The organism is Bradyrhizobium sp. SUTN9-2 (assembly GCF_003122645.1).
Classification (GTDB): domain Bacteria; phylum Pseudomonadota; class Alphaproteobacteria; order Rhizobiales; family Xanthobacteraceae; genus Bradyrhizobium; species Bradyrhizobium yuanmingense.
Genome location: NZ_LAXE01000001.1, coordinates 7,883,650 through 7,906,002 on the forward strand (window position 1 = coordinate 7,883,650; position 22,353 = coordinate 7,906,002).

The window sequence follows — 22,353 nt, forward strand, 5'->3', positions numbered from 1 at the left end:
ATAGATAGTGAAACGCAGGCGCGTTGTCAAACGGGCCCTCTTGGTTATGGTGCGCAGGTGAAGCTCGCCGCTTCCGTCACCGGGCCGCTCTTGTAGTGCGGCCAGGCCGGCCAGCGGCACAGCGGCAGCGCGCGCGTCGCGGCAAACGACGGCGCCTCGACCTTCTGCTCCCTGACCTCTAAGTCGCCGGGCGCTTTGCCATTCTCGACCCAGTCGACCAGAACGCTCAGCATGTCGACATTGGCGGGCGCGCCGGAGCCGACATGGTCGACGCCGGGCGCGGTGTAGAGGCGCGCGAACTCCGCAGTCTCGGCCTTGCCCATCTTGCGCTCGACGCTCTCGAAGTAGCGGATGCCGGCATAGGGGCTCTGGGCGTAGTCGGCCATGTGCTCGAGCACGATCAGCCGGCCGCCCCGCGCCCGGAACCGACTGAGATCGGGATCGGTGGAATCCATCAGGCTGGAGACCTCGAGCAGCCGCGCCTTGTGCTCTTCCACCTTGTAGGTGGTGACGTCGAGCTTCGGATCGCGCGCGAAGACATATTGGATGCCGCCGGCGCCGTAGATCCAGGCGATGCCGTTGTTCGGCGCGGGCGGCTGCGCCGGCGGCGCGGTGCCGAGCCACCAGGAGACCCAGCCGCCGGTCGGCCCGACCGCGGGGATGTCCTCGCCGGAGACGCCCCAGCCCGGATAATCGTCGAGACCATTGGCGAGCGCGAAGGGGAATTTGTAGGTGGCGTGCAGCGTGTTCACCGCCTTGATCTGTGCATCGGTGAGACACTGGTCGCCGCTCTGCCCGGCCGCGCAGCGCAGCGTCTCGACCTTGAACGCCGCCTTGCAGCCGACGGGATCCTGCACCAGCGCATCGTCGGAGCCGTCGGCCTTGTCGCAAGCCGCGCGCACGGCCTCGCCTACGAGCTTGACCTGCGCCGGGTTGATCCAGCCCTCGCCCATGGTGACGAGACCCGAGCGCGTGCCGGCATGCTGCAGCCCGACCCAGTTGATCACGGGCACACGGGCGAAGATGCCGTCGAAATCGTCGGGATAGCGCTGCGCCATGGTGAGGCCTTCGCGGCCGCCCTCCGACGAGCCCATGAAGTACAGCTTCTCCGGCTTCCTGCCGTAGGCGCGCTGCATCAGCCCGACCGCGGCGTCGCGCACCTTCTTGTACGCCCGATGGGCGAAATTCTCGAACGCTTCGTCGTTCAGCGCAAAGACCTGCGGCGGCTCGCCCTGCTTGGTCTCGTGGCCAGAGTCGGTGCCGTAGGTGACGAAGCCGCGCGCCAGCGGCGAGGGCCTGTCGAAGGGATAGGCCGGCGGCAGGGCAAGGCCCGTGATCAGCACACCGTTGAAGCCGCCGCCGCCATATTGCAGCGAGCGCCCGTTCCATTCGACGGGGAGGTTGACCTGGAATTTGATCGGGGGCGCCTTGGGATCGGTGGGATCGATATGGCCGAGCACCTTGCAGAAGCGCGGATTGGCCGGCGTGATGCGTGCTGACGGCGTCGGCCCGCGCTCGGCCACGGCCAATTGCGACGGCGCCTGCAGGGTCGCGGAATTGATCTTGACGGCGTCAGCGCCGCCGACGAGGCCTTTGCAGACGGTCTCGGCGTCTTCGGCCAGCGTTGCCGCTGAGGCACCACTCGCGCTCATTGCGGCCGCAGTGCCCACCAGCCATGCACACAGCTTCGCTCTGTTGCGCTTCATCGTTTCCACCCGGCTTGTCCTGTTGCGTTCGGCACTTGGCCGCATTCAATGCAACCTTCGCCCGTCCGTCAATCGCTGACGCCGGCTTTCCGTCAGAACGAGCCCAGCGCAGTGCCCAGGGCGATCACCGCCAGCAGCGCCAGGAGCGAGGTCACGATACCGACCATGACGATATCGAAATAGCTGTCGCGATGGGTCAGGCCGCAGATCGCGAGCAGGCTGACCACCGCACCGTTATGCGGCAGGATGTCCAGCGTTCCCGCGCCGATCACCGCCACGCGATGCATCAGCGCAAGGTCGATGCCGTGGCGCGCGGCAAGTTCGACATAGGTCGGGCCGAGAGCATCGAGGGCGATGGTCAGGCCGCCCGACGCCGACCCGGTCAGCGCGGCCAGGATGTTGGTCGCGACGGCGAGCGAGACCAGCGGTCCCCCTTCGATCGCCAGCACCCAGTCGCGCACGATCGTGAACGCCGGCAGCGAGGCCACGACGGCGCCGAAGCCGACGAGGCTGGCGACGCTGAACGCAGGCAGGACCGACGCATTGGCCCCGGCGTCCATGGTCCGGCGCAGCACCGGCAGGCGCGCCCAGTTCAGCGCGATGGTCGTGACGATGGCGGCAGCCAGCGCCACCGCGACCGACCACACGCCTGCGACCGCCGCAAGCGTCGTGTCGCCAAAGCGCGGCTCGGCGAGACAGCTGACATCGAGCCGCGGCAGCACCACCAGCGACATCACCAGGTTGACGGTCACGACAACGACGAGCGGCGCCATGGCGTTCAGCACGGGCGACGGCCGCTCGCTGCGATGACCGTGCTGTAGCTCCGCCGGATCGAACTCGCGGGCAGTCGTCGCGCGCTCGCGCACGAGCTCGTCAGCAGCGGCCTGCTCGATCGCGCCCTCGGCGTCGTCGCCATAGCCTTCACCGGCGCGGCGCGCCGCAGCTTCGGCGCGATGCAGCCACCACAATCCCGCGCCGAGCATGATGAGCGAGCCGACGATGCCGAGGCCCGGCGCGGCAAACGGCGTCGTGCCGAAGAACGGCATCGGAATCGCATTCTGGATCGACGGCGTGCCAGGTAGGGCCGACATGGTGAAGGTCGACGTTCCCAGCACGATCGCGGCCGGGATCAGACGACGCGGAATCGAAGCGGCACGAAACAGCGAGCGGGCCATTGGAACGATGACGAAGAACGCAACGAACAGGCTGACACCACCATAGGTGACCAGCGCGCCGGCGAGCACGACCGCCAGGATCACGCGGCGTTCGCCGAGGCGCTCCGCCATGAAGCCGGCGACCGACGTCACCGCGCCACTGTCGTCCATCAACTTGCCGAAGACGGCACCAAGCAGAAAGATCGGAAAGAACTGCGCCAGAAATCCCGCCGCGTTCACCATGAACACCTGGGTCAGGTTCGCGAGCAGCGGCTCACCGCCGAACAACGCAGCAATGAGTGCGGCGAACGGCGCGAGCAGCAGGACGCTCCAACCGCGGAAGGCGAATAGGACGAGCAGACCGAGTCCGACGAGGAGGCCGAGGAGACCCATGCCTCAGCACTCCGACAGCAGGACATCGAGATCGGCGGTCGAGCGGCGACCGATCTCCGCGCCGTGCTCGGCGAGGAAGTTGTCCGCGGCCATGCGTCCCTCGGCGCGCAGCATCGAGACGAACTCCCACTCCGCGTTGAGCTTCGAGGAGGCCCCGAACTTCGCCAGCATGTCGCTCTTGATCCGGTGCGTGCGCATCTTCGCCCAGCGCGCGCCCTCGCCGCTGCCCGGATCGGCCGCCTGGCGCAGCAGCGCGATCATGCGCAGCTCCTTCATCAGCGGCGAGTTGAAGGAGATTTCGTTGAGACGGTTGAGAATCTCCGCAGCCGTCCGCGGTTGCTCCGGCCGCTCGGTCGGATTGATCTGGACGAGAATGGTGTCATGCGCGTCGCTTTCGCGGACCAGCGGCGTGATGGTCGGGTTGCCAGCATAGCCGCCGTCCCAATAGGGCTCGCCGTCGATCTCGATCGCGCGGAACATGGTTGGAAGACAGGCCGATGCCAGCAGCACGTCGGCCGTGATCTCCGCGTTGCGGAAGATACGTCCGCGCCCGGTGCGTACCCGGGTCGCGGTGATGAATAGCTGGATCGGCGAGCGCACGAGCCGTTCGAAATCGATGCTCTCGGCCAGCACCGCGCGCAGCGGATTGTAACCGGTAGGATTGAGGTCGTAGGGCGAGAGCACACGCGACATCAAATCGGTGAGGATGTAGAACGGCGACGTATCGAGGGTCCAGCGCCCCATCAAGCGGTCGAGCGGAGAGCGCTGTAGCGGGCTGAAGGCCGCGGCCTTCGAGATACGACGCCAGTATCGGTCGAGCGCCTCACGCGCCCCCTCGGCGCCGCCGGCCGTCCACCCGTCCGCCAGGACCGCCGCATTCATCGCGCCTGCGGAGGTTCCGGAGATCGCGGCGATCTCCAGCCATTTCTCTTCCAGAAGACGGTCGAGCACACCCCAGGAGAAGGCGCCATGCGAACCGCCGCCCTGCAGCGCGAGATCAATCAGTACGGCGTCCCGTTCCATGGCGGACACTCACGCAACTGAAGCTCAAATCCGACGTGACTGGAACACGTCGAATTCGACCGCAGTGTGGGAGCACCGGCCGCAAGATGCAACCGGAACGTGGGCGGTTTAGTGCTCGAATACCAGCCGCGCCCCGACCGTTCCCTCGAGGCCGCGGATCTGCCGCAGCAGCTCGCCGGAATCCTGACCGCCGAGATCGGCGTCGAGCACGACGTAGCCGAGGTCGCCGGCGGTCTGCAGATATTGCGCGGCGATGTTGATGTCGCGCTGAAGGAAGACCTCGTTCAGCCGCCGCAACATGCCGGGCACGTTGCGATGGACATGGCTGAAGCGTGCACCGGAGGGACGAAGATGCAGCTGCACCTCCGGGAAGTTGACCGCGCCCATGGTCGAGCCGGTAATGAAATAGTCGACCAGTTTTCGCGCGACCTCGCCGCCGATGCGCTCCTGCGCCTCCTCAGTCGACCCACCGATATGGGGGGTGAGGATGACGTTCTCGATGCCCTGAATGGGACTATTGAAACGATCGGCATTCGACGAAGGCTCGACGGGAAAGACGTCGACGGCCGCACCGGCGAGATGACCGTCGCGCAAGGCACGCGCCAGCGCATCGAGATCGACCACGGTGCCGCGGCTATTGTTGATCAGAAACGAGCCCGGCTTCATCGCCCGCAGCTCCCTCTCGCCGATCATGCCCGCGGTCTCCGGCGTCTCCGGCACGTGCAGGCTGACCACATCGCTCTGCGCCAGCAGATCTTCCAGCTTCTCGACCGGCTCGGTGTTGCCGTGGCGAAGCTTGTCGGTGCGGTCGAAATAGATCACGCGCATGCCCATGGCTTCGGCCAACGTCGAAAGCTGCGAGCCGATATTGCCGTAGCCGACGATGCCGAGCGTGCGGCCGCGCACCTCGCGGCTGCCCGCCGCCGATTTGTCCCAGCCCCCGGCATGGGCCGACACCGAGCGCGGAAAGATCCGCCGCAGCAGCATCACGATCTCGCCGATGACGAGCTCGGCGACGCTGCGCGTGTTGGAGAACGGGGCGTTGAAGACGGGAATACCGCGCTTGCGCGCCGCCGAAAGATCGACCTGGTTGGTGCCGACGCTGAAGCAGCCGACCGCGAGAAGCTGGCCGGCCGCCGCCAGAACCTCATCCGTGATCTGCGTGCGCGAACGGATGCCGAGCAGCGACACGCCCTCGAGCGCGTGCCGCAGATCCGCGCCGTCCAGCGCCTTGGTCAGCCGTTCGACATTGGTGAAGCCGGCGCTCGCGAACAGGTCGACAGCGCTATCATTGACGCCTTCGAGCAGCAGCGCCTTGGCGCTTCGCTCAGGGCTTTGGCCTGGGGCGGACATGGCAACTCCGTAGATGGCAGCTTTGCCTGAGCACATAGACCGCGGGCGGTGCGCAGCACAATAGGGCACGGATACGGGGAGAAGACGGCCGGAGCTGAGGATGCGCTTGGCATCCCAGAGCTCGGTCAAATCACATAGAACCCGTGCGTGCCGTCGCGGCGGAGCTGCTCGACGAGGCCGTATTCCCAATCGAGATAGGCCTGCATCGCGGATTCGGCCACATCGGTGCCTTCATAGGGCCGGCGATAGCGATGGGCCGGGTTGGGCTTCGGCAAGACCTGCGGTGGACCGATTTCCAGCGCGCAATCATAGCCGCCCTCGAGCACATAGACTTCCCAACCCATCTGCGCCAGCCAGGACGCCGTCATGTCGGCGCGGACGCATCTGTCATCGGTCAGGACGATGCGCGCGCCGCGCACGGGCGCGGCCATGTCGGTTTCCTGCACGAGCTGGCCGCCGGGATAATGGCGGAAGCCGGGGAGATGGCCGGCCGCATAGTCCTCGGCATCGCGCACGTCGAAGCGATACAGCGTGCGATCGGTCTCTGCGACCAGCGCAGCCATCTCGTTCGCTCCGATATGGCGAACACCGGCGCGATAGGCGACGTCGCGGGCATTGGCTGGACCGCCCTCGAACGGGCCGATCGCGCCGCGCCTGTCGGCGCCGTGATTGAGCCCGTGCCGCGCCAGGGTCCAGCCGATGGTGCCGTTGCGCAGCGCCCGCACCTTGTTGGGCACGCCGGCATTGATCAGCGATTGCGTGCCGATGATAGAGCGGGTGCGGCCGGCGCAATTGACGATGATGGTGGTTTCAGGATCGGGCGCGGCCTGGCCTGCCCGCAGCACCAGCTCCGCGCCGGGCACGCTGACCGAGCCCGGGATGTTCATGGTCGCGTATTCGTCGAAGCGGCGGACGTCAAGGATGGCGATGTTGGCCTTGTCGGCGATCAGCTTTGCCACCTCATCGGCACTCAGCGAGGGCGTGTGGCGACGCGACTCGACCAACTCGCCGAAAGCCTTGGAATAGGAATTGACGTCCTCGAAAATCTCGAAGCCCGCATCGCGCCACGCCTTCAGCCCGCCCTCGAGTGCGCTGACATTGCTATAGCCGAGTGCAGCCAGACGCTCGGCGCCGGTCGCAACCAGCCCCTCGCCGTCATCATAAAGCACGATCGCAACGTCCTTGCGCGGCAGCCGCACCTCGGCCTCGATCGCGATCCGGTCGGCGGCCATGTTGGCGGCGAACAGCGGATGGCCGGTGGCAAAGGCAGCCTCGTATCTGAGATCGAGCAGCGCGATCTCTTCGCGCAGGAGCAGGGCGCGGCGGATATCGGCGGGGGTGACGGTCGGAAGCTTCATGGCGAAAACCTGACAAGGACGTGCCACGGGCTTTTGAACGATTGTCGAGGTGTTGGCTAGCCTCTTCGGCTGCAACTCACTCGCCCGGAACGAGCCGCCCAAGCGGCGGCTGCGCCGGGCGCCGCAGCTTGCGGCGCGACAGATAGAGCAAAATGCCGGTGACCGAGAACAGCGGCATCAGTGCCGCGGCAATCATGAAGGCGAGCTTGCCGGGCCAGCCCAGGACCGCGCCGCGATGGATATCGAGCATGTTGGCGATGATCTTCTCGCCGAACGTCTTGTCGGCGTAACGTTCCGTGGAGGCGACCTGACCGGTGACGGCATCGATGCGGAATTCATCGCGCGTGGTGTCGAGCGTCGAATCCTTCCCCCACGACCGGATTCGTATCACCGTGCCGGGGCTGGGCGGCAGCGTCAGCAAAGCCCTGGCGAAGCGGTCGCCCTCCTCACGCCGGAACGTCGTCCATGCCGGGTCGAACCCGATCGGCTGGGCCGGCTCGGAACGAGCCGCCGCACGCGGCGCCTTCGCGGACATTCTTGGCTGCATCTTCGCGGCAGAGACTTCTGGACGCGACAGCAGCCAGACGACGCCGTCCTTGTACCAGTCGAACGAGTACCACAGGCCCGTGAGCGTCATCACCAGATAGACCGGAAGAACCCAGGTGCCGATCACCGCATGCAGCGAGCGATGCAGCCCGCGTCCGCTGAGACCGAGATTGGGCTTGAGCCACATCTTCACGCTGCGCACGCGGCGGGGCCAGCGCAGCACGAGGCCCGAGACCAGCATGACGATCAGGCCGAGTGCGGCCACACCGGTGATCTGGCGGCCCCAGCCCTTGGCATCGCCAGGGATCAGCAGCCAGCGATGCAGCTTCCGAACCGTCGCGAAGAACGCCTCGCCGCGCGGCGCACCCAGCACGCGCGCATCATAGGGGTCGACATAGAGCGAATTCCGCCGCTCGCCCTGCTCGTCGCGCGCGAAGCGGACCCGCACGGCCGCAGTCGGATCGCTCGACAACATGACGGCCGAGACCTGACCGAAATTTTGCCCCGCCCCCAGCCGCGCGACCAGTTCGTCCGGCATCAGCGCCGGCATCTCGCGCGGCACGACGTGCATGATGCCGGCGTTGAGATGATCGACGATCTCGTCCTCGAAACTCATGATCGCGCCGGTCAGCGCGATCAAGGCTAGCAGCAGCGCGAGCACCAGGCCTGCGATGGAATGGACCTGGAGCAGGACAGTTTTGATCATGTGCCCGGGCCGCGTGGCCATGGCTAGAACTTCACCGTCGCCGAGAGAGACACCCGGCGCGCGTCGCCGATAGCGACGTTTAAATTATTCACGGCTGAGGGATAGTAGACCGTGTCGAACAGGTTCTTGACGTTCACCTGGTACACCACCGGAAACTGCTCGTGTTTCGTCTCGTAAGTCGCAAAGAGGTCTGCGACGACATAGGACGGCAGGAAGAAGCTGTTGATCGAATCGCCGGGACGATCGCCGACATAGCGCGCCCCGCCGCCGAGACGGAACTGGCCGGGCAATGCGGTGCCGAAGTCGTGGACCAGATAGAGCGAAGCGGTGTTCAAGGCGACGTTTTGCAGCTTCTTGCCGAGCAACGTCAGATCCTCGGAGGCCGTCACGCGGGCGTCGGTATAGCCATAGCTCCCAATCAACGCCCAATCGTCGGTGAGCCTGCCGGTGACGTCGATTTCGAGGCCGCGCGAATGAGCGCGGCCGACGGTGTGAAGCTCCACCACGCCCGCGCTGTTCGTCTTCGTCGTTTGCACATTCTTCTTGTCGAGGTCGTAGAATGCGACGGTTCCGGAGATGCGCTGGTTGATGTCGAACTTCACGCCGGTCTCGTACGACACACCCTCCTCGGGCGCGACCCTGGAGTCGATCACCACGCCGATCGGCGCAATCGTCGAATTCGGCTTCAGCGATTCGGTGTAGCTCGCATAAAGCGAGATCTGATCGGTCAGCTTGAAAATCGCGCCGCCAAGCGGGAGCACCTTGTCTTGCGACACGTTTGTGTTGGTGTTGAACGGCTTTCCGCGTCCGGCGATCTGATCGTAGTCCATATAGCGCACACCACCGACCAGTGCGAACCGCTCGGTCAGATGCAGCGTGTCCTGGAAGAACAGCGACCACTGGCCAAGCTTGTCGGTCTGGGCGCTGTCGGGGTTCGACACCCTGGTTCCAGGCCCGATCAGCCCATAGACAGGATCGTAGACGTTGAAGGCGGGAGTTGTCTGCCGGATCAAGACGTCGCGATAGATCGTGCGATACTGACCGTCGCCGCCGAATAGCACCTCGTTGCGCATGTCGCCGAGCCAGAAGCCGCCCGAGACATAGGATGTCCCATAGCTGACATTGCTTAGCGAGCTTCCCGTGCCGTCGTTGCTGCGCGTCTCGACGCCGGTCGTGAAATTGATGCCGGTGATGCGGAGCTGGTTGGCGCTGAAGGTTTCGGTGTTGTAGCTGTAGCCTGCGTAGAGCTTCCAATCCTGGTTGAAGCGGTGCTCGACCGAAGCCTGGATCAGATCGGACGTGCCCCAGGTGTTGTTGAAAGGCTCATCCAGCCGGCGCGTAGCGGGCACGGCCAGCGGCGCCTTCGTCACCGGATTGAACGCGGTGCCGCGGTCGAACGGATAGATGAACTCGCGGTGCTCGTAGTTCAGCTGCACCGTGGTGTCCTGGCCGTACCACGCGAGCGAGGGCGCAACCAGCATCTCACGGTGGCGACCGAAATTCCGCCAATAATCCTCGCTGACGCCGTAGCCGATGAAACGATAGGCGAGCCCCTGGTCGCCGATCGGACCGGTGACGTCGAGCAGGCCGTCGGCACCGGTCTTGGAGGCACTGAAGGCCGAGCCGAGCAGCGTGACCGAGCCGTGCTGATAGAGCTCAGGCCGCTTGCTGATGGTGTTGACGATGCCGCCGGGATCCATGATGCCGTAGAGCAGCGAAGCCGGACCTTTCAGCACCTCGACGCTTTCGACCGCAGGATTGAGACTGCGGCCCTGCACCAGCGGCATGCCGTTGCGCATGATCGAGCCGTCGCGGTTGTCGCCGAAGCCACGGCGGATCACCGCGTCCTGGCTGCCGGCGAGCGTGTTGGTCTGGGTGACGCCGGAGACGTTGCTCAGCGCGTCGTCGATGTTGCGCGGGAGCTGGTCCTTCAGCACCTGCGCGGGCACGACGTTGACGGCCTGCGAGGTGTCGAGCGGCGAGGCGCCGCTGCGCAGCGTGGTCGCGCTCGGCATCGCGCGGTAGCCGAGCTTTGCGGCTTGCTGTGCGGCGGCTACGGCAGCGGCGCGCTCGGACAGCGTCGGCGCCGCGGGTGCGGGATTGCGGCTGGGCTGGCGGCGCGCCGCCGTTTGCGCGCGGCGTGACGACTGCTCCGATGCACGTGCCGGCTTCGGTCGTGGCGCCGGCGCCTCCACCGTCACCGGCGGCAGAGCCGATTGCGCCTGTGCGCTCGTCGTGATGGAGGGATATTCGATGAGCAGCACCGCTGCTCCCATGAGAAGACCTGCACTGCTCTTGCCGGCACGGGTTCGATGGCCGTTGTCACGTTGGCCATCCACGAAGGCACGCACTTTCATTCCACTTCAAGTCAGGAGCATTGAAGTGTGCGCCTGTAACAGCCGCCGAGATCGAGGAGAACCGTAGCCGAGCTTGAATCGCTCTAGTGTTGAATTGTTCTAAGAGGAGGCGGATGCTGAACAGCAATCATGAATTGCCGGTGCACCGCGCATGACACGCTGCACGAGAAATCGTGGCCCGATATTTCACGGATCACGCGATGGCGGGAGCGATCAACTCGTCGAGCTTCCGCTTGAACGCACTGCCGTCCGACAAAGCGCAGAGCGGCGGACGCACGCGCAACCAACCTGCATCGCCGGTCTGCGCCGCAAGGATCGCCTTCAGCGTTGCGACAAGGGAGGGCGTCTTCAGCACGACGTCGACCGCCGCCTGCATGCGCGCTTCGACGTTCTTGCCGTCAACCATCGCCTTGACCAGCTCCGGCGCAATGTTGGCCATGCCGCAGATGGTGCCGGCGCCGCCCGCAGCGATCGCGCGGGCGATGTCGGGTTCGTTGCCGACGGTGATGGCGAGCTCGGGCGCGGCGGCACGGAATGCCTGGAACTGCTTGAAGTCGCCGCTGGAGTCCTTCAGACCGGCAACCACTTGGCCGTAGCGCTTGCGCAGGCTTGCGGCGACTGTCGTCGGGATCGCAACGCCCGAGACTTGCGGAATGTGGTAGAGCGAGGCGCGCAGGCGATCGTCGGCAACACCGTCGATGATGGCGGCAAAGGCGTCCTCGATGCCTTCATGCGTGACACTCCGATCGAAATAGGGCGGCAGCAGCAACACGTCGCGCAGGCCGAGGCCGAGCACGGCGCGCGTCAGCGCAATGCTGTCGGTGATGGCCGGAAAGCCGCCGCCGATTCCGATGCGCTCCGCCGCGACCCCGGCCTTGAGCATCGCTTCGATCGTCGCAATCCGTTCGGCGGCGTTGAATGAGGTCCCCTCGCCGGTGGTGCCGAACAGCACGACGCCGTCGACGCCCTTGCCGAAGAGGTGCTTGGCGTGAGAGGCGAGCTTGGCGGCGTCGACACTGCCGTCCGTCGCCAGCGGCGTCGCCGACGCCACCCAGAACCCGCAAATTGCCTCGGCCATCACACCACCCTTTGCTGCCGCACCCGGCCAAGCCGCTGATCTCCAACGATCTTTCGCGCTTGCCGAGACCTTGTTTTCACTTTACTTTTACTCTTGTACCTTACATACAACGTTCATGCAAATCCTCCGCGCCATGTGCGCGGCCAGATCTTGAGGAGGTCTCGCATGGACATGGTGACCCCCATCGGACGCCCCGACCAATTGCTCGGCGCGTTGCGCGACAGGCTCGGCGCGCTGGCAGTGCTTGTTGGCACAGATGTGCCGGCGCGCAATTGCAACGACTGGAGCGCGAGCCTGCCGCAGACGCCGCGCGCGGTGATCCGCCCCGTCGATGCGCAGGGCGTTGCCGACGCGATTACGACTTGCCGGCAGGCGCAGCTGCCGTTCGTGCCGCAGGGCGGACTGACCGGACTGTGCCGCGGCGCTTCGCCGGAAGCGGGCTGGGTCGCGATCTCGCTGGAGCGCATGACCGGCATCGAGGAGATCGATCGCGCCTCGATGACGATGACGGTGAAAGCCGGCACGCCGCTGGAGACGATCCAGAGGGCGGCCGACGAAGCCGGCTTCTTCTTTCCGCTCGATCTCGGCTCGCGCGGCTCCTGCGCGATCGGCGGCAATCTCTCGACCAACGCCGGCGGCAACCGCGTGATCCGTTACGGCATGACGCGCGAGCTGGTGCTTGGTCTTGAAGTGGTGCTGCCGGACGGCACCATCATCACCAGCCTCAACAAGCTGATGAAGAACAATGCAGGCTATGACCTGAAGCATCTGTTCATCGGCTCGGAAGGCACCCTCGGCATCATCACCCGCGTGGTGCTAAAACTGTTCCCGAAGCCGCGCTCGACCATGGCCGCGCTGTGCGCGCTGAAGGATTATGCCGCGGTGATCGAGCTGCTCGACGCCGCGCGCTCAGGGCTCGGCCCGCTGCTGTCCGCCTTCGAGGTGATGTGGCCGGATTATTGGGACGCGATCACGAATCGCGCCGGCGTGAAGCCGCCGGTCGCCCCAGGCCACGGTCTCTACGTGCTGGTGGAAGCGCAGGGCACCGACGAGAGCATCGATGCGCCGCGCTTCCAGAACTGGCTCGAGGAGCTGATGGAGCGCGGGCTGCTGGCGGATGCCGCGGTGGCGCAATCGCTGGCGCAGACGCAGAGCTTCTGGCGCGTGCGCGACATCTGCGCCGAGTTCGGCCAGGTGCTGGGGCCGCACATCTCCTACGACATCGGCCTTGCGGTGGCACGGATGGACGAGTTCGTCACACGCTGCAAGGCCGCGCTCACTTCAGGCATCAAGGGTTGCGAGAGTGTCTATTACGGCCATATCGGCGACGGCAATCTGCATCTCGTCGCCTGGGTCACCGGCCTTTCCGTCGCGCAGCAGCCGAAGGAGGAGATGGACGCGATCATCTACGGCCTGGTCCGCGAGCTCGGCGGCAGCGTCTCCGCCGAGCACGGCATCGGCACCTTGAAGAAGCAATGGCTGGGCCATGCGAGGGGCGAGGCCGAGATCGCGCTGATGCGCACGCTCAAGGCGGCGCTCGACCCCGATCACCTGCTCAATCCCGGCAAGGTGATCTGAACGCACGATGCGATCTCTCAAGCTCGATACGCCGAAATCGCTGTCGCAGCGGGTGATGCTGCGGCTGCGCCAGGCCATCATCGACGGCGAGTTCGCGTTAGGCGCTGCCATCTCCGAGGAGATGGTGGCCAATTCCTTCGGCGTCAGCCGCACGCCGGTGCGCGAAGCCATGGGCCAGCTGCAGGCGCAGGGACTCGTGGTGATCCGCCCCCAGGTCGGTAGCTTCGTCTTCACGCCGAGTGCGGACGACATCCATGCGCTCTGCACCTTCCGCATTGCGCTCGAGCCCAAGGCCGCCGAGCTCGCCTTCGGCAATGACCGCGACGGCGCGATTGCGTCCATGAGCGCGGCGATCGCGGCGATGGAGCCGGCCGTCGCGGCAAAGGACAACATCGCCTATGGCCGCGCCGACACCGCTTTTCACGAGGCGCTGTTCGCCCATTGCGGCAACCGCTATCTCGCCGAATCCTATCAGCTCGTCTCCGGCCGCGTCGCCGCGCTGCGCACCAATCTGACCTCGCCGATCGACGTGCGCACCCGCACGTCCTTCGACGAGCACCGCAAGCTGCTCGATCTGTTCGCGCGCGGCGAGTTCGCCGCCTTCGAAGGCCTGATGACGACGCACATCACGAATTCGGGAATGGTCTATGCCACGGCGCTGAAGGTGGATTGAGCGCGTCTACCGCTCCTCCTTCGATCCCGGCCTGTCCAGAAAATCCAGCGCGGTGGTTGATCTGCTCGAGCTGGTGCTCGATTCGGTCGCGATCCTCCACCGATGGCGCCTGTTCGAGCTGTTCCACCAGCTTCTGCTTCCGCATCAGCAAGTTCTCTATGACCGTACCCACGATTCCCCCATCGCCAGAGGCGACGTCACGGACGCCGAAACGATGGAGGCGCGCGCAACCCGGGCCCGCGTCGAACCCTCAATCTGAATGTTGCTGGGAGCGATTGGTTCCTCCGGCGCCGTGCCGGATCGCACTACTTCTTGGTGATGTTCCAGTAGACCGGGACCGCTCCCTTTACGAGGCCGTCAACGTTGCTGCGTACCGCCCGCACCAGATAGAGCTGTGCAGCCGGCCAATACGGCACATAGTCGACGGCGCGGAGCTGGAGGTCGGCTGCGATCTTCTTTTTCTGCTCGGGATCTGTCGCCAACGCGAATTCGTTGCGCAGCTTTTCGATCTGCTCGTCGCAAGGCCAGCCGAACCAGGCCTTGTCGCAGTTTGCGCGCAGCCCAAGGTGGCCGACCGGCTCGAACATGTCGGCGCCCGTCGGTCCCGACATGAACAGTGACCAGCCGCCCTTGTCGACGGTTTCCTTGGACGCGCGCCGTCCAACCAGCGTGCCCCAGTCCATCGCCTGAGGTTCGACCTTGAGGCCGATCTGACGCATCAACTGCTCGGCAACGAGGCTGAACGTATTCGTGGGCCCGCTTTCGGTCGCATGCAGCACCACGACCGGCGTACCGTCATAACCGCTCTCGGCAATCAGCTTCTTGGCCTTTTCGATATCGGGCTTGGTCCAGCCGGCGGCCGTGAAATAGGGTGACGAGCACATGTAGAAGCTCGGGCAGCTCTTGTAGAGCTTGGGGTCGCTGACATAGGCTCGCGCGAACTTGTCCTGGTCGATCATGTAGCTGATCGCCTGCCGGACCTTTGGATTGTTCAACGGCGGGACCGAAATGTTCATGCGGAACACCATCTGCATGCCGAGCGTGTCCTGCGGCATCGTCTTGATGTCGGGATTGCCGGCAAGCGTCGGCAGGAAGTCCGGCGGCACCTCCTCGAAAATGTCGATCTCGCCGGCCTGCAGTGCATTGAGCGCGGTCTGCGCATCCGGGATGTAATGCCATTCGACCCGGTCGACCTTGGCGAGCTTGCCGCCGGCAAGCCCGCTCGCCGGCTCCGCGCGCGACTTGTAGGACGGGCTCTTGACGTAAACGACCTTGGAGCCCGGAACCCACTCGTCCTTCTTCATGATGAAGGGACCCGAGCCGGTCGCATCCGTGATGGCGGTGTCCGCCGGCGTCGCAGCGATCCCCTTCGGCATGATGAAGGGCACATTGGAGCTCGGCTTGGAGAGCGCCTCGATCACCAGCCCCCACGGGCGCTTGAGCTTCAGTTCGAAGGATTTTTCGTCCTTGACCGTCAGGCTGTCGCTGACGGAGGCAAGCTGTTGGCCAAGGCCATCGCGCTGCCACCAGCGCTTCAGCGATACGACCGCATCCTCCGCGGTGACCGGCTGGCCGTTGCTGAAGGTCAGGCCGCCGCGCAGCGTGAAGGTGTAGGTGAGTTGATCGCTGCCGACCGCAAAGGACTCCAGCATCTGCGGCTGCGCGACGAGCTTCTCGTCCAGTGAGAACAGCGTGTCGTACACCATATAGCCGTGGTTACGAACCATATAGTCGGACGTGATCACGGGATCGATCTGCTTGAGATCGCCGAAGGGGCGGATCTTGAGCACCGTCTCCGCAACGGCAGGCGATATTGCACCCAGCCAGCCTGCCGCCATCATGACCGCAAATATTCCGTTCGGCGATCTCATTTGATACTCCTCCCGTTTTCTGTTTCTAGGCAACTGCGTCGGGGGCTACGGCCCGGCCCGGACCCGGCGCGTCGAAGCGTGGCAGCGATCCTGCGTGATGACAGGCGACGGCATGGCCGGGCGTGACTTCAGTCATCGCCGGCGCCGCTTGCGCGCAAATGTCCGTCGCGAACGGACAGCGCGTGCGAAAGCGGCATCCGGACGGCAGCGAAGCGGCACTCGGCACCTCGCCTTCGAGAGCCGCGCGGCGGCGCCGGTTGCGCGGGTGGACCGCAGGGACCGAATCGATCAACGCCCGCGTATACGGATGCGCCGGTGCAGCGAACACGGCCTTCGCCGGCCCCTGCTCGACGATGGCGCCGAGATACATCACCGCCACGTCGTCCGCGAGATAGCGCACCACGGCGAGATCATGCGAGATGAACAGATAGGAGATCCCGATCTCGCGCTGGACATCCTTCAGGAGATTCAGGATCTGGGAGCGGATCGACACGTCCAGCGCCGCGACCGCCTCGTCCGCGACGATCAGCGCGGGATCCGCCGCGAGCGCCCGCGCGATGCCGAGGCGCTGCCGCTGTCCGCCCGACAGATGATGCGGCAGACGTGCGCGAAAATGTTGGGGCAGTCCGACCTGGTCGAACAGACGCGCGACCTTCCGCCGTCGCGACACCGCATCGCCGATGCCGAAATTCTGCAAGGGCTCTTCGACGATCTCCGCCGCGGTCATGCGCGAGTTGAGGCAGGCGAAGGGATCCTGGAACACCATCTGCACCTGCTGGCGCTTCCTGCGCAGCGTCTCGCCGGAGAGATTGCCGAAGTCCTCGCCATTGATGTGGACCGAGCCGGCCGTCGGCCGCAACAGGCGCACGACCATGCGGCCGATCGTGGTCTTGCCGCAGCCGCTTTCACCAACGAGGCAGAAGGTACGTCCGCGCGCGACGACGAAGCTGACGTCGTCGACGGCGCGAAGATCGCGCCGGCCGAACAATCCGAACGGCCCCTGCCGTGAGGTGAAGATCTGGGTCAGACCTGAGACCTCGAGGACGGCGCTCATGCCGGCACCATCGCGCCGGCCTTGCCCAGCCAGCATGCCGTCAGGTGCTCGTCAGCGCCCGACAACAACGGCGGCTCCGAGTGACACACCGGCATCGCCGCGCCGCAGCGCTGGCGAAAGGCGCAGCCCATGCCGAGCGAGACGGGGCTCGGCACGCTGCCGGGAATCTCGGCGAGACGATCGCGGGTGCCGCTGTTGAGCTGGTCGATCGCCCCAAGCAGGCCGCGCGTATAGGGATGGGCCGCGGCATCGAAGATGCCGTTGACGCCGGCCTGCTCGACGATGCTGCCGGCGTAGAGCACGACGACCCGGTCGGCCATTTCCGCGACCACCCCGAGATCGTGCGTGATCAGGAGCACGGACGTGCCGAACTCGCGACGCAGATCGTCGATCAGGGTCAAGACCTGGGCCTGGATGGTGACGTCGAGCGCGGTGGTCGGCTCGTCGGCGATCAGCAATGCAGGGCGCAGGGCGAGCGCCATCGCGATCATCACGCGCTGCCGCATGCCACCGGAAAGCTGGTGCGGAAATTCGGAGGCCCGTCGCCGCGCATCCGGAATGCGGACGAGATCGAGCAATCCGACCGCCTGCCGCCGCGCGTCCGCCTCGGACACGCCACGATGCTCGACGATCACCTCCGCGATCTGCTCGCCGACCCGCAGCAGCGGATTGAGCGACGTCATCGGCTCCTGAAACACCATGGCGAGACGGTCGCCCCGGAGCTTGCGCAGTTCCTCGGCGCCGAGCGTGACGAGATCGCGCCCCTCGAAGAGGATGCGGCCGGAAGCGACCTGCATGACGCTTTGGTCGAGCAGGCCGATGATGGAGAGCGCGGTCAGGCTCTTGCCACAGCCGCTCTCGCCGACGAGGCACAGCGTTTCACCCGGGTCGATTGCAAACGAGACGTTGCGGACGAGCGGCACCGGGGCGCCCCGCGTGTTGAGCGTGATGGAGAGGTTCTCGACGGAGAGCAGCGGCGCGTTCATCGCATCTCGCCTCCCGCAAAGCTCGGATCGAGCAGGTCGCGAAGCGCATCGCCGAGCAGGTTGGCGGCGAGCACCGTCATCGCCAGCATCAAGGCTGGGAAGCCGAGAATCCACGGCGCGATCTGCAGGAACTGCCGTCCCTCCGACATCATGTTGCCCCAGCTCGGCACGTCGGGCGGCGTGCCTGCACCGAGAAACGACAGGATCGATTCCAGGATCATCGCGGAGGCAAAGACGTAGGTCGACTGCACCATGATCGGCCCGGCAGCGCCGGGCAGGATGTGACGATGCAGGATGGTCACGGTACGCCCGCCACAAGTGATGGCGGCCTCGACATAGACGCGTTCGCGCAAGCTGAGAACGCTGGCGCGCACCACGCGCGCCATGCGGGGAATTTCCGGGAGGCTGATCGCCGTGACGATCACGATGGGCGAAGCGCCAATCAGCGCCACGAGTGCGATCGCGAGCAGGATCGCGGGGATCGCCATCACCGCATCCATCGCGCGCATTACGATCTTGTCGACGCTGCGGAAATATCCGGCGATGACACCGATGCACACGCCGATCAGCGTGGTGAGAGCCGCAACGGCAATGCCGACCGACAGCGAAACCCGCGTTCCCACCAGCGCGCGGGCAAACACGGAACGTCCGACTTGATCGGTGCCGAAGGGCTCCGCCGGCGACGGCGGCTGAAGCCGGTTCAGCGGGTCCAGCGCAGCGGGATCCGCGGTGATCCACGGGCTCACGACGGCCGTCACGCCAAAGGCAAGCAGCAGAACGCAACTCAGAGCCAGTATGGGCTGGCGAACCGGCAGGCTCGCGATCTGCGCAAACCGGTTGACACCGATGTCCGGCGCATCGAGCCCTTCAGCTGCGTGGGTCATCGCCATCGGCTCGTCCTGCATCAGTACCGGATCCGCGGATCGACGACGGCGTAGAGAATGTCGACCACGAGATTGACGACGACATAGACGAAGGCGAACAGCAGGATCAGGGCTTGCACCACCGGATAGTCGCGCCGGAGAATGGAGTCTGCGGTCAGCCGGCCGAGGCCGGGAATGGAAAACACCGTCTCGGTAACGACGACGCCGCCAAGCAGCGCGGCAAATCCGATGCCGACGACCGTGATGATCGGGACTGCGGCATTGCTGAGCACGTGCCGTACGATGATTTTGCGGGCCGCGAGCCCCTTGGCATGGGCGGTGCGGACATAATCTTCGCGCAGCACCTCCAGCACCGCAGCGCGCGTCACCCTCGCGATCAAGGCGATATAGAGGAAGCTCAGCGAGATCGCGGGCAGCACGAGCGAATGCAGGCAGGCCAGCACGCCCTGCGACAGCGGCTTATAGCCCTGCACCGGAAACCAGTGCAGGCCGAGTGCGAGCGTATAGACAAGCGCGAAAGCGACGACGAAGACCGGCAATGAGAAGCCGAGCACCGCCCCCGCCATGGTCAGGCGCGCGACGAGCCCCCTCGGACGATAGGCGGCGACGAGGCCGAGCGGCACGGCGACGACGACCGCGATCGTGATCGTCATGAGAGAGAGAAGCAGCGTCGGCTCGATCCGCTGGGCGACGAGCTGCGAGACCGGGATGCGGCTGAACAGCGACAGGCCGAAATCGCCGCTCAGGATGCGGCCGGCCCATGCGAGGAAACGCGGCAGCAGCGGCAGATTGAGTCCGAGCGCCTGGCGCACCGCCTCCACCTGTGGCGGCGAGGCGAAGTCACCGGCGATCAGCACGGCGGGATCACCCGGCACGAGGCTGAGCAGCAGAAAGACGAATACCGCGACGGCGAGCAGCACGGGGATGGCCGCGAACAGCCGACCGACCACATAGCCGGTCATGCCGAGCGCCTGCAAATGCAGACCGGCGATCGCCGGACGCCATCCAGCCCACGCACCATTGCCTCCCTGGTCTTAGTTAAACGTTTTTCTAATGAAGCACGGAAGCTGGTCTATCGCAACGGTATTGCATACTTCTCATGCTCTTTTGGCTTGCCTCCAGTCAATCCAACCAATACAAAAACGTTTAACAGGAGAATGGTTGATGCCGGCAGGGCCATTGCCCACTATCCACGAGGTCGCCCGGCTCGCCGGTGTCTCCGTGGCCACCGTGTCGAAGACGCTCAACCGGTCGGGCAAGGTCAGCGAGCTCCTCCAGGCGCGCGTCAATGCGGCAGCACGCAAGCTCGGCTATGCACCGCATGCCAGCGCCCGCAGCCTGCGCAGCGGCGCCACGCGCATCCTCGGGCTGCTCGTGGCGGATCTCGCCAATCCCTATTTCCTGAAGCTGGTCGAGAGCATTGAGCGGTTATCGAGCGCCGCGGGCTATTCCGTCATTCTCTGCAACAGTGCCGAAGACCCCGGGCGCGAGGAGCGGCATCTTGCCATGCTGCTGTCGCAGCGCGCCGACGGCGTCATCGTCATCCCGACCCGGCGCGGCTGGAGCGGACGCCAGGCCGCGCTGGCGGACTTGCCGATGCCGGGCATTCTGGTGGACCGACGCATCGAGGGGCTCGACCTCGATTCGGTCACGACCGACAACGTTGCGCTGGGACGGCTCGCGGCCGAACATCTCGACGATCTCGGCCATCGCCGCATCGCCGTGATCATGGGATCGCCCGAGCATCAGATCGCGCGCCACCGCCTCGATGGCCTCCGAAGCGGCCTGGCCTCGCGCGGCACCACCCTCGACGAACGGCTGATCGAGAAGGACAATTTCTCCGAGGCCGCCGGCCATGCCGCCGCAATGCGGCTCCTGCGGCATGCGCAGCGACCGACCGCGATCTTCGCCACCAACAATCATCTTTCGCTCGGACTGCTTCGTGCCATTGCCGAGAGCTGGCTCACCATTCCCGACGACCTCTCCGTCATCGCGGTTGACGAGCCTCCGTGGGCCGGCTTGGTGCGGCCGGGCATGACCATCGTGACGCAGCCATCCGAGGCGATTGCCCAAACCACGGTCTCGACCCTGCTGTCGCGAGTTTCGGAGGGACGTTCCGGCGTCGAGGGAGAGGCGAGATCGATCCAGCTTCAGCCGGCGCTGGTGGTGCGCGGGTCCACCGCCGCGATCCGGACATAGAGATGAGTGATGCGCCCGGCCTTGCGCCTTCCACCGGCATTCTTGCGCTGTCCGCCGTCGACGCCATTGCCGAGATTCGCAAAGGCCATCTGTCGCCGCTCGACGTGGTCGATGCCGCGATCGACAGGATCGAAGCGACGGATGCGGGAATCAACGCGATTCCGGTTCGCTGCTTCGAGGCCGCACGGGGTGAAGCACGGCGGCTTATGGAGAAAAAGGCGGCCGGTGAGGACTGGCCCCTGCTCTGCGGGCTTCCGCTCGCGGTCAAGGACAACACCGATGTCGCAGGCGTGCCGACCAGCGGCGGCAGCGCGCTGACGGCCCGCGGCGCCCCCGAGATATCGAATCCCGCGATCGATCGTCTCCAGCGCAATGGCGCCATCGTCGTGGGCAAGAGCAATCTGTCGGAGCTCGGCGGCGCCAACACCACCAACGCGCTGTTCGGCGCGACGCGCAATCCGTTCTTTCCTGCGCTGACCGCGGGCGGCTCCTCCGGCGGATCGGCAGCGGCGCTGGCCGCGCATCAGGTCTATCTCGCCCATGGCAACGATGTCGGCGGCAGCCTGCGCACGCCGGCCGCATTTTGCGGTGTTGCGGGGCTGAGGCCCACACCGGGCCTCGTGCCGAGAAAGCCGCTCTCCGATCCGTTCGACACCGTTTTCGTCGAGGGACCGATGGCGCGGACGATTCCCGATCTTGCCTTGATGCTGGATGCGATGGCCGGCTTCCATCCGCCCGATCTGTTGTCGCGCGAGCATCCCGCATCGTTCCGCAACGCCGCCGCACGACCCGGATGGGCGGGGCGCATAGCGGTGTCCGAGGATCTCGGCCTGCTGCCGGTCGATCACGACATCCGTTCCGCCTTCCGCGGCGCGATCGACCGGCTTCAACCCGCCGGCTGCAGGATGAGCGAGACCGCCCCTGATCTCGCCGGGCTGCCGCGCGTGATCCGCGCGCTGCGTGGTCTCGCCTATCTCGCCACCTGGGGCAGGCTTTGGCCGCAATCGCGCGAACGCTTCACGCCTGAGGTCGCCGGCGACATCGCCCATGGCGAAAGCCTGTCCGCGAGAGACATCGCGGCCGCGATGGAGCAGCGGGCGGCGATCTATCGGCGCATGCAGACCTTCTTCAGGGAGTTCGACATCCTGATCTGCCCGACCGTGCAGGTCGCGCCCTTTCCGGTCGAGATCATGTGGCCGGCCGAGATCGAGGGGACCGCATCGAAGATCTACATCGACTGGATCATGATCACCTATGTCTGGTCGATCCTCGGCTGCCCTGCGCTGGCGGTGCCCGCCGGCCGCGATGGGGCCGGCATGCCGGTCTCCTTGCAGGTCGTCGGCCCACCGCACAGCGAGGAGCGCCTGATCTCCTTCGCGGCGCGGATCGAGCAGGCGTTTTCCTCGCCATCCTGAGGGAAAGGCGATGTCCCGC

Annotated in this window: 18 protein-coding genes; 5 read left to right on the forward strand and 13 right to left on the reverse strand. The window is 65.7% G+C overall.

What is annotated here, in order from left to right; translation table 11 throughout:
• Positions 1 to 44: 44 nt before the first annotated feature.
• The 8 genes from XF30_RS36650 to XF30_RS36685 form a co-directional block, all read right to left on the reverse strand.
• Complete coding sequence (locus XF30_RS36650; RefSeq protein ID WP_192893359.1) at positions 45 to 1,706, reverse strand: tannase/feruloyl esterase family alpha/beta hydrolase; 1,662 nt, start codon at positions 1,704 to 1,706, stop codon at positions 45 to 47.
• A 92-nt stretch (positions 1,707 to 1,798) separates the two neighbouring features.
• Entirely contained in the window at positions 1,799 to 3,253 is a 1,455-nt protein-coding gene (locus tag XF30_RS36655) for a GntP family permease (RefSeq protein WP_109145414.1), read from the reverse strand.
• A gap of 3 nt (positions 3,254 to 3,256) precedes the next feature.
• A complete protein-coding gene (locus tag XF30_RS36660) occupies positions 3,257 to 4,276 on the reverse strand; it encodes a patatin-like phospholipase family protein (protein ID WP_036026863.1) in 1,020 nt (339 codons plus the stop codon).
• A gap of 108 nt (positions 4,277 to 4,384) precedes the next feature.
• Entirely contained in the window at positions 4,385 to 5,629 is a 1,245-nt protein-coding gene (gene serA / locus XF30_RS36665) for a phosphoglycerate dehydrogenase (RefSeq protein ID WP_109145415.1), read from the reverse strand.
• Between the two features lie 125 nt (positions 5,630 to 5,754).
• Complete coding sequence (locus XF30_RS36670; protein WP_192893360.1) at positions 5,755 to 6,987, reverse strand: rhodanese-like domain-containing protein; 1,233 nt, start codon at positions 6,985 to 6,987, stop codon at positions 5,755 to 5,757.
• A gap of 76 nt (positions 6,988 to 7,063) precedes the next feature.
• Positions 7,064 to 8,260, reverse strand: coding sequence for a PepSY-associated TM helix domain-containing protein (locus XF30_RS36675; RefSeq protein ID WP_109145416.1), 1,197 nt, complete (start codon positions 8,258 to 8,260; stop codon positions 7,064 to 7,066).
• A 2-nt stretch (positions 8,261 to 8,262) separates the two neighbouring features.
• Positions 8,263 to 10,596 (reverse strand): TonB-dependent siderophore receptor, encoded by a 2,334-nt coding sequence (locus XF30_RS36680; RefSeq protein WP_192893361.1) that lies wholly within the window; start codon positions 10,594 to 10,596, stop codon positions 8,263 to 8,265.
• A gap of 193 nt (positions 10,597 to 10,789) precedes the next feature.
• Entirely contained in the window at positions 10,790 to 11,674 is an 885-nt protein-coding gene (locus tag XF30_RS36685; RefSeq protein ID WP_192893362.1) for a dihydrodipicolinate synthase family protein, read from the reverse strand.
• Between the two features lie 165 nt (positions 11,675 to 11,839).
• Between XF30_RS36685 and XF30_RS36690 the strand changes: the two genes are divergently transcribed.
• From XF30_RS36690 to XF30_RS38800, 3 genes are read left to right on the forward strand one after another with little or no spacing between them, the layout of a single operon-like run.
• Positions 11,840 to 13,252, forward strand: coding sequence for an FAD-binding oxidoreductase (locus XF30_RS36690; RefSeq protein ID WP_109145418.1), 1,413 nt, complete (start codon positions 11,840 to 11,842; stop codon positions 13,250 to 13,252).
• A 7-nt stretch (positions 13,253 to 13,259) separates the two neighbouring features.
• Positions 13,260 to 13,925: a GntR family transcriptional regulator gene (locus XF30_RS36695; protein ID WP_109145419.1), complete on the forward strand. Its 666-nt coding sequence runs from the start codon at positions 13,260 to 13,262 to the stop codon at positions 13,923 to 13,925.
• A 52-nt stretch (positions 13,926 to 13,977) separates the two neighbouring features.
• Entirely contained in the window at positions 13,978 to 14,184 is a 207-nt protein-coding gene (locus XF30_RS38800) for a hypothetical protein (RefSeq protein WP_192893363.1), read from the forward strand.
• A gap of 46 nt (positions 14,185 to 14,230) precedes the next feature.
• Here the strand turns inward: XF30_RS38800 and XF30_RS36700 are convergent, their stop codons facing one another.
• From XF30_RS36700 to XF30_RS36720, 5 genes are read right to left on the reverse strand one after another with little or no spacing between them, the layout of a single operon-like run.
• Positions 14,231 to 15,796 (reverse strand): ABC transporter substrate-binding protein, encoded by a 1,566-nt coding sequence (locus XF30_RS36700; RefSeq protein WP_244609082.1) that lies wholly within the window; start codon positions 15,794 to 15,796, stop codon positions 14,231 to 14,233.
• A 25-nt stretch (positions 15,797 to 15,821) separates the two neighbouring features.
• Positions 15,822 to 16,850: an ABC transporter ATP-binding protein gene (locus XF30_RS36705; protein WP_109145992.1), complete on the reverse strand. Its 1,029-nt coding sequence runs from the start codon at positions 16,848 to 16,850 to the stop codon at positions 15,822 to 15,824.
• A complete protein-coding gene (locus tag XF30_RS36710; protein WP_109145421.1) occupies positions 16,847 to 17,836 on the reverse strand; it encodes an ABC transporter ATP-binding protein in 990 nt (329 codons plus the stop codon). Before XF30_RS36710 ends, XF30_RS36705 begins: the two co-directional genes overlap by 4 nt.
• Entirely contained in the window at positions 17,833 to 18,741 is a 909-nt protein-coding gene (locus XF30_RS36715) for an ABC transporter permease (protein WP_225172119.1), read from the reverse strand. The genes XF30_RS36710 and XF30_RS36715 overlap by 4 nt, the downstream gene beginning before the upstream one ends.
• On the reverse strand, positions 18,741 to 19,682 hold the full coding sequence (locus tag XF30_RS36720) for an ABC transporter permease (RefSeq protein ID WP_036014490.1): 942 nt from the start codon (positions 19,680 to 19,682) through the stop codon (positions 18,741 to 18,743). Before XF30_RS36720 ends, XF30_RS36715 begins: the two co-directional genes overlap by 1 nt.
• A 202-nt stretch (positions 19,683 to 19,884) precedes the next feature.
• Between XF30_RS36720 and XF30_RS36725 the strand changes: the two genes are divergently transcribed.
• Together XF30_RS36725 and XF30_RS36730 are read left to right on the forward strand one after the other, a co-directional pair.
• A complete protein-coding gene (locus XF30_RS36725; protein ID WP_158284447.1) occupies positions 19,885 to 20,919 on the forward strand; it encodes a LacI family DNA-binding transcriptional regulator in 1,035 nt (344 codons plus the stop codon).
• Positions 20,920 to 20,921: 2 nt separating this feature from the next.
• A complete protein-coding gene (locus XF30_RS36730; RefSeq protein WP_109145423.1) occupies positions 20,922 to 22,334 on the forward strand; it encodes an amidase in 1,413 nt (470 codons plus the stop codon).
• Positions 22,335 to 22,353 lie beyond the last annotated feature (19 nt).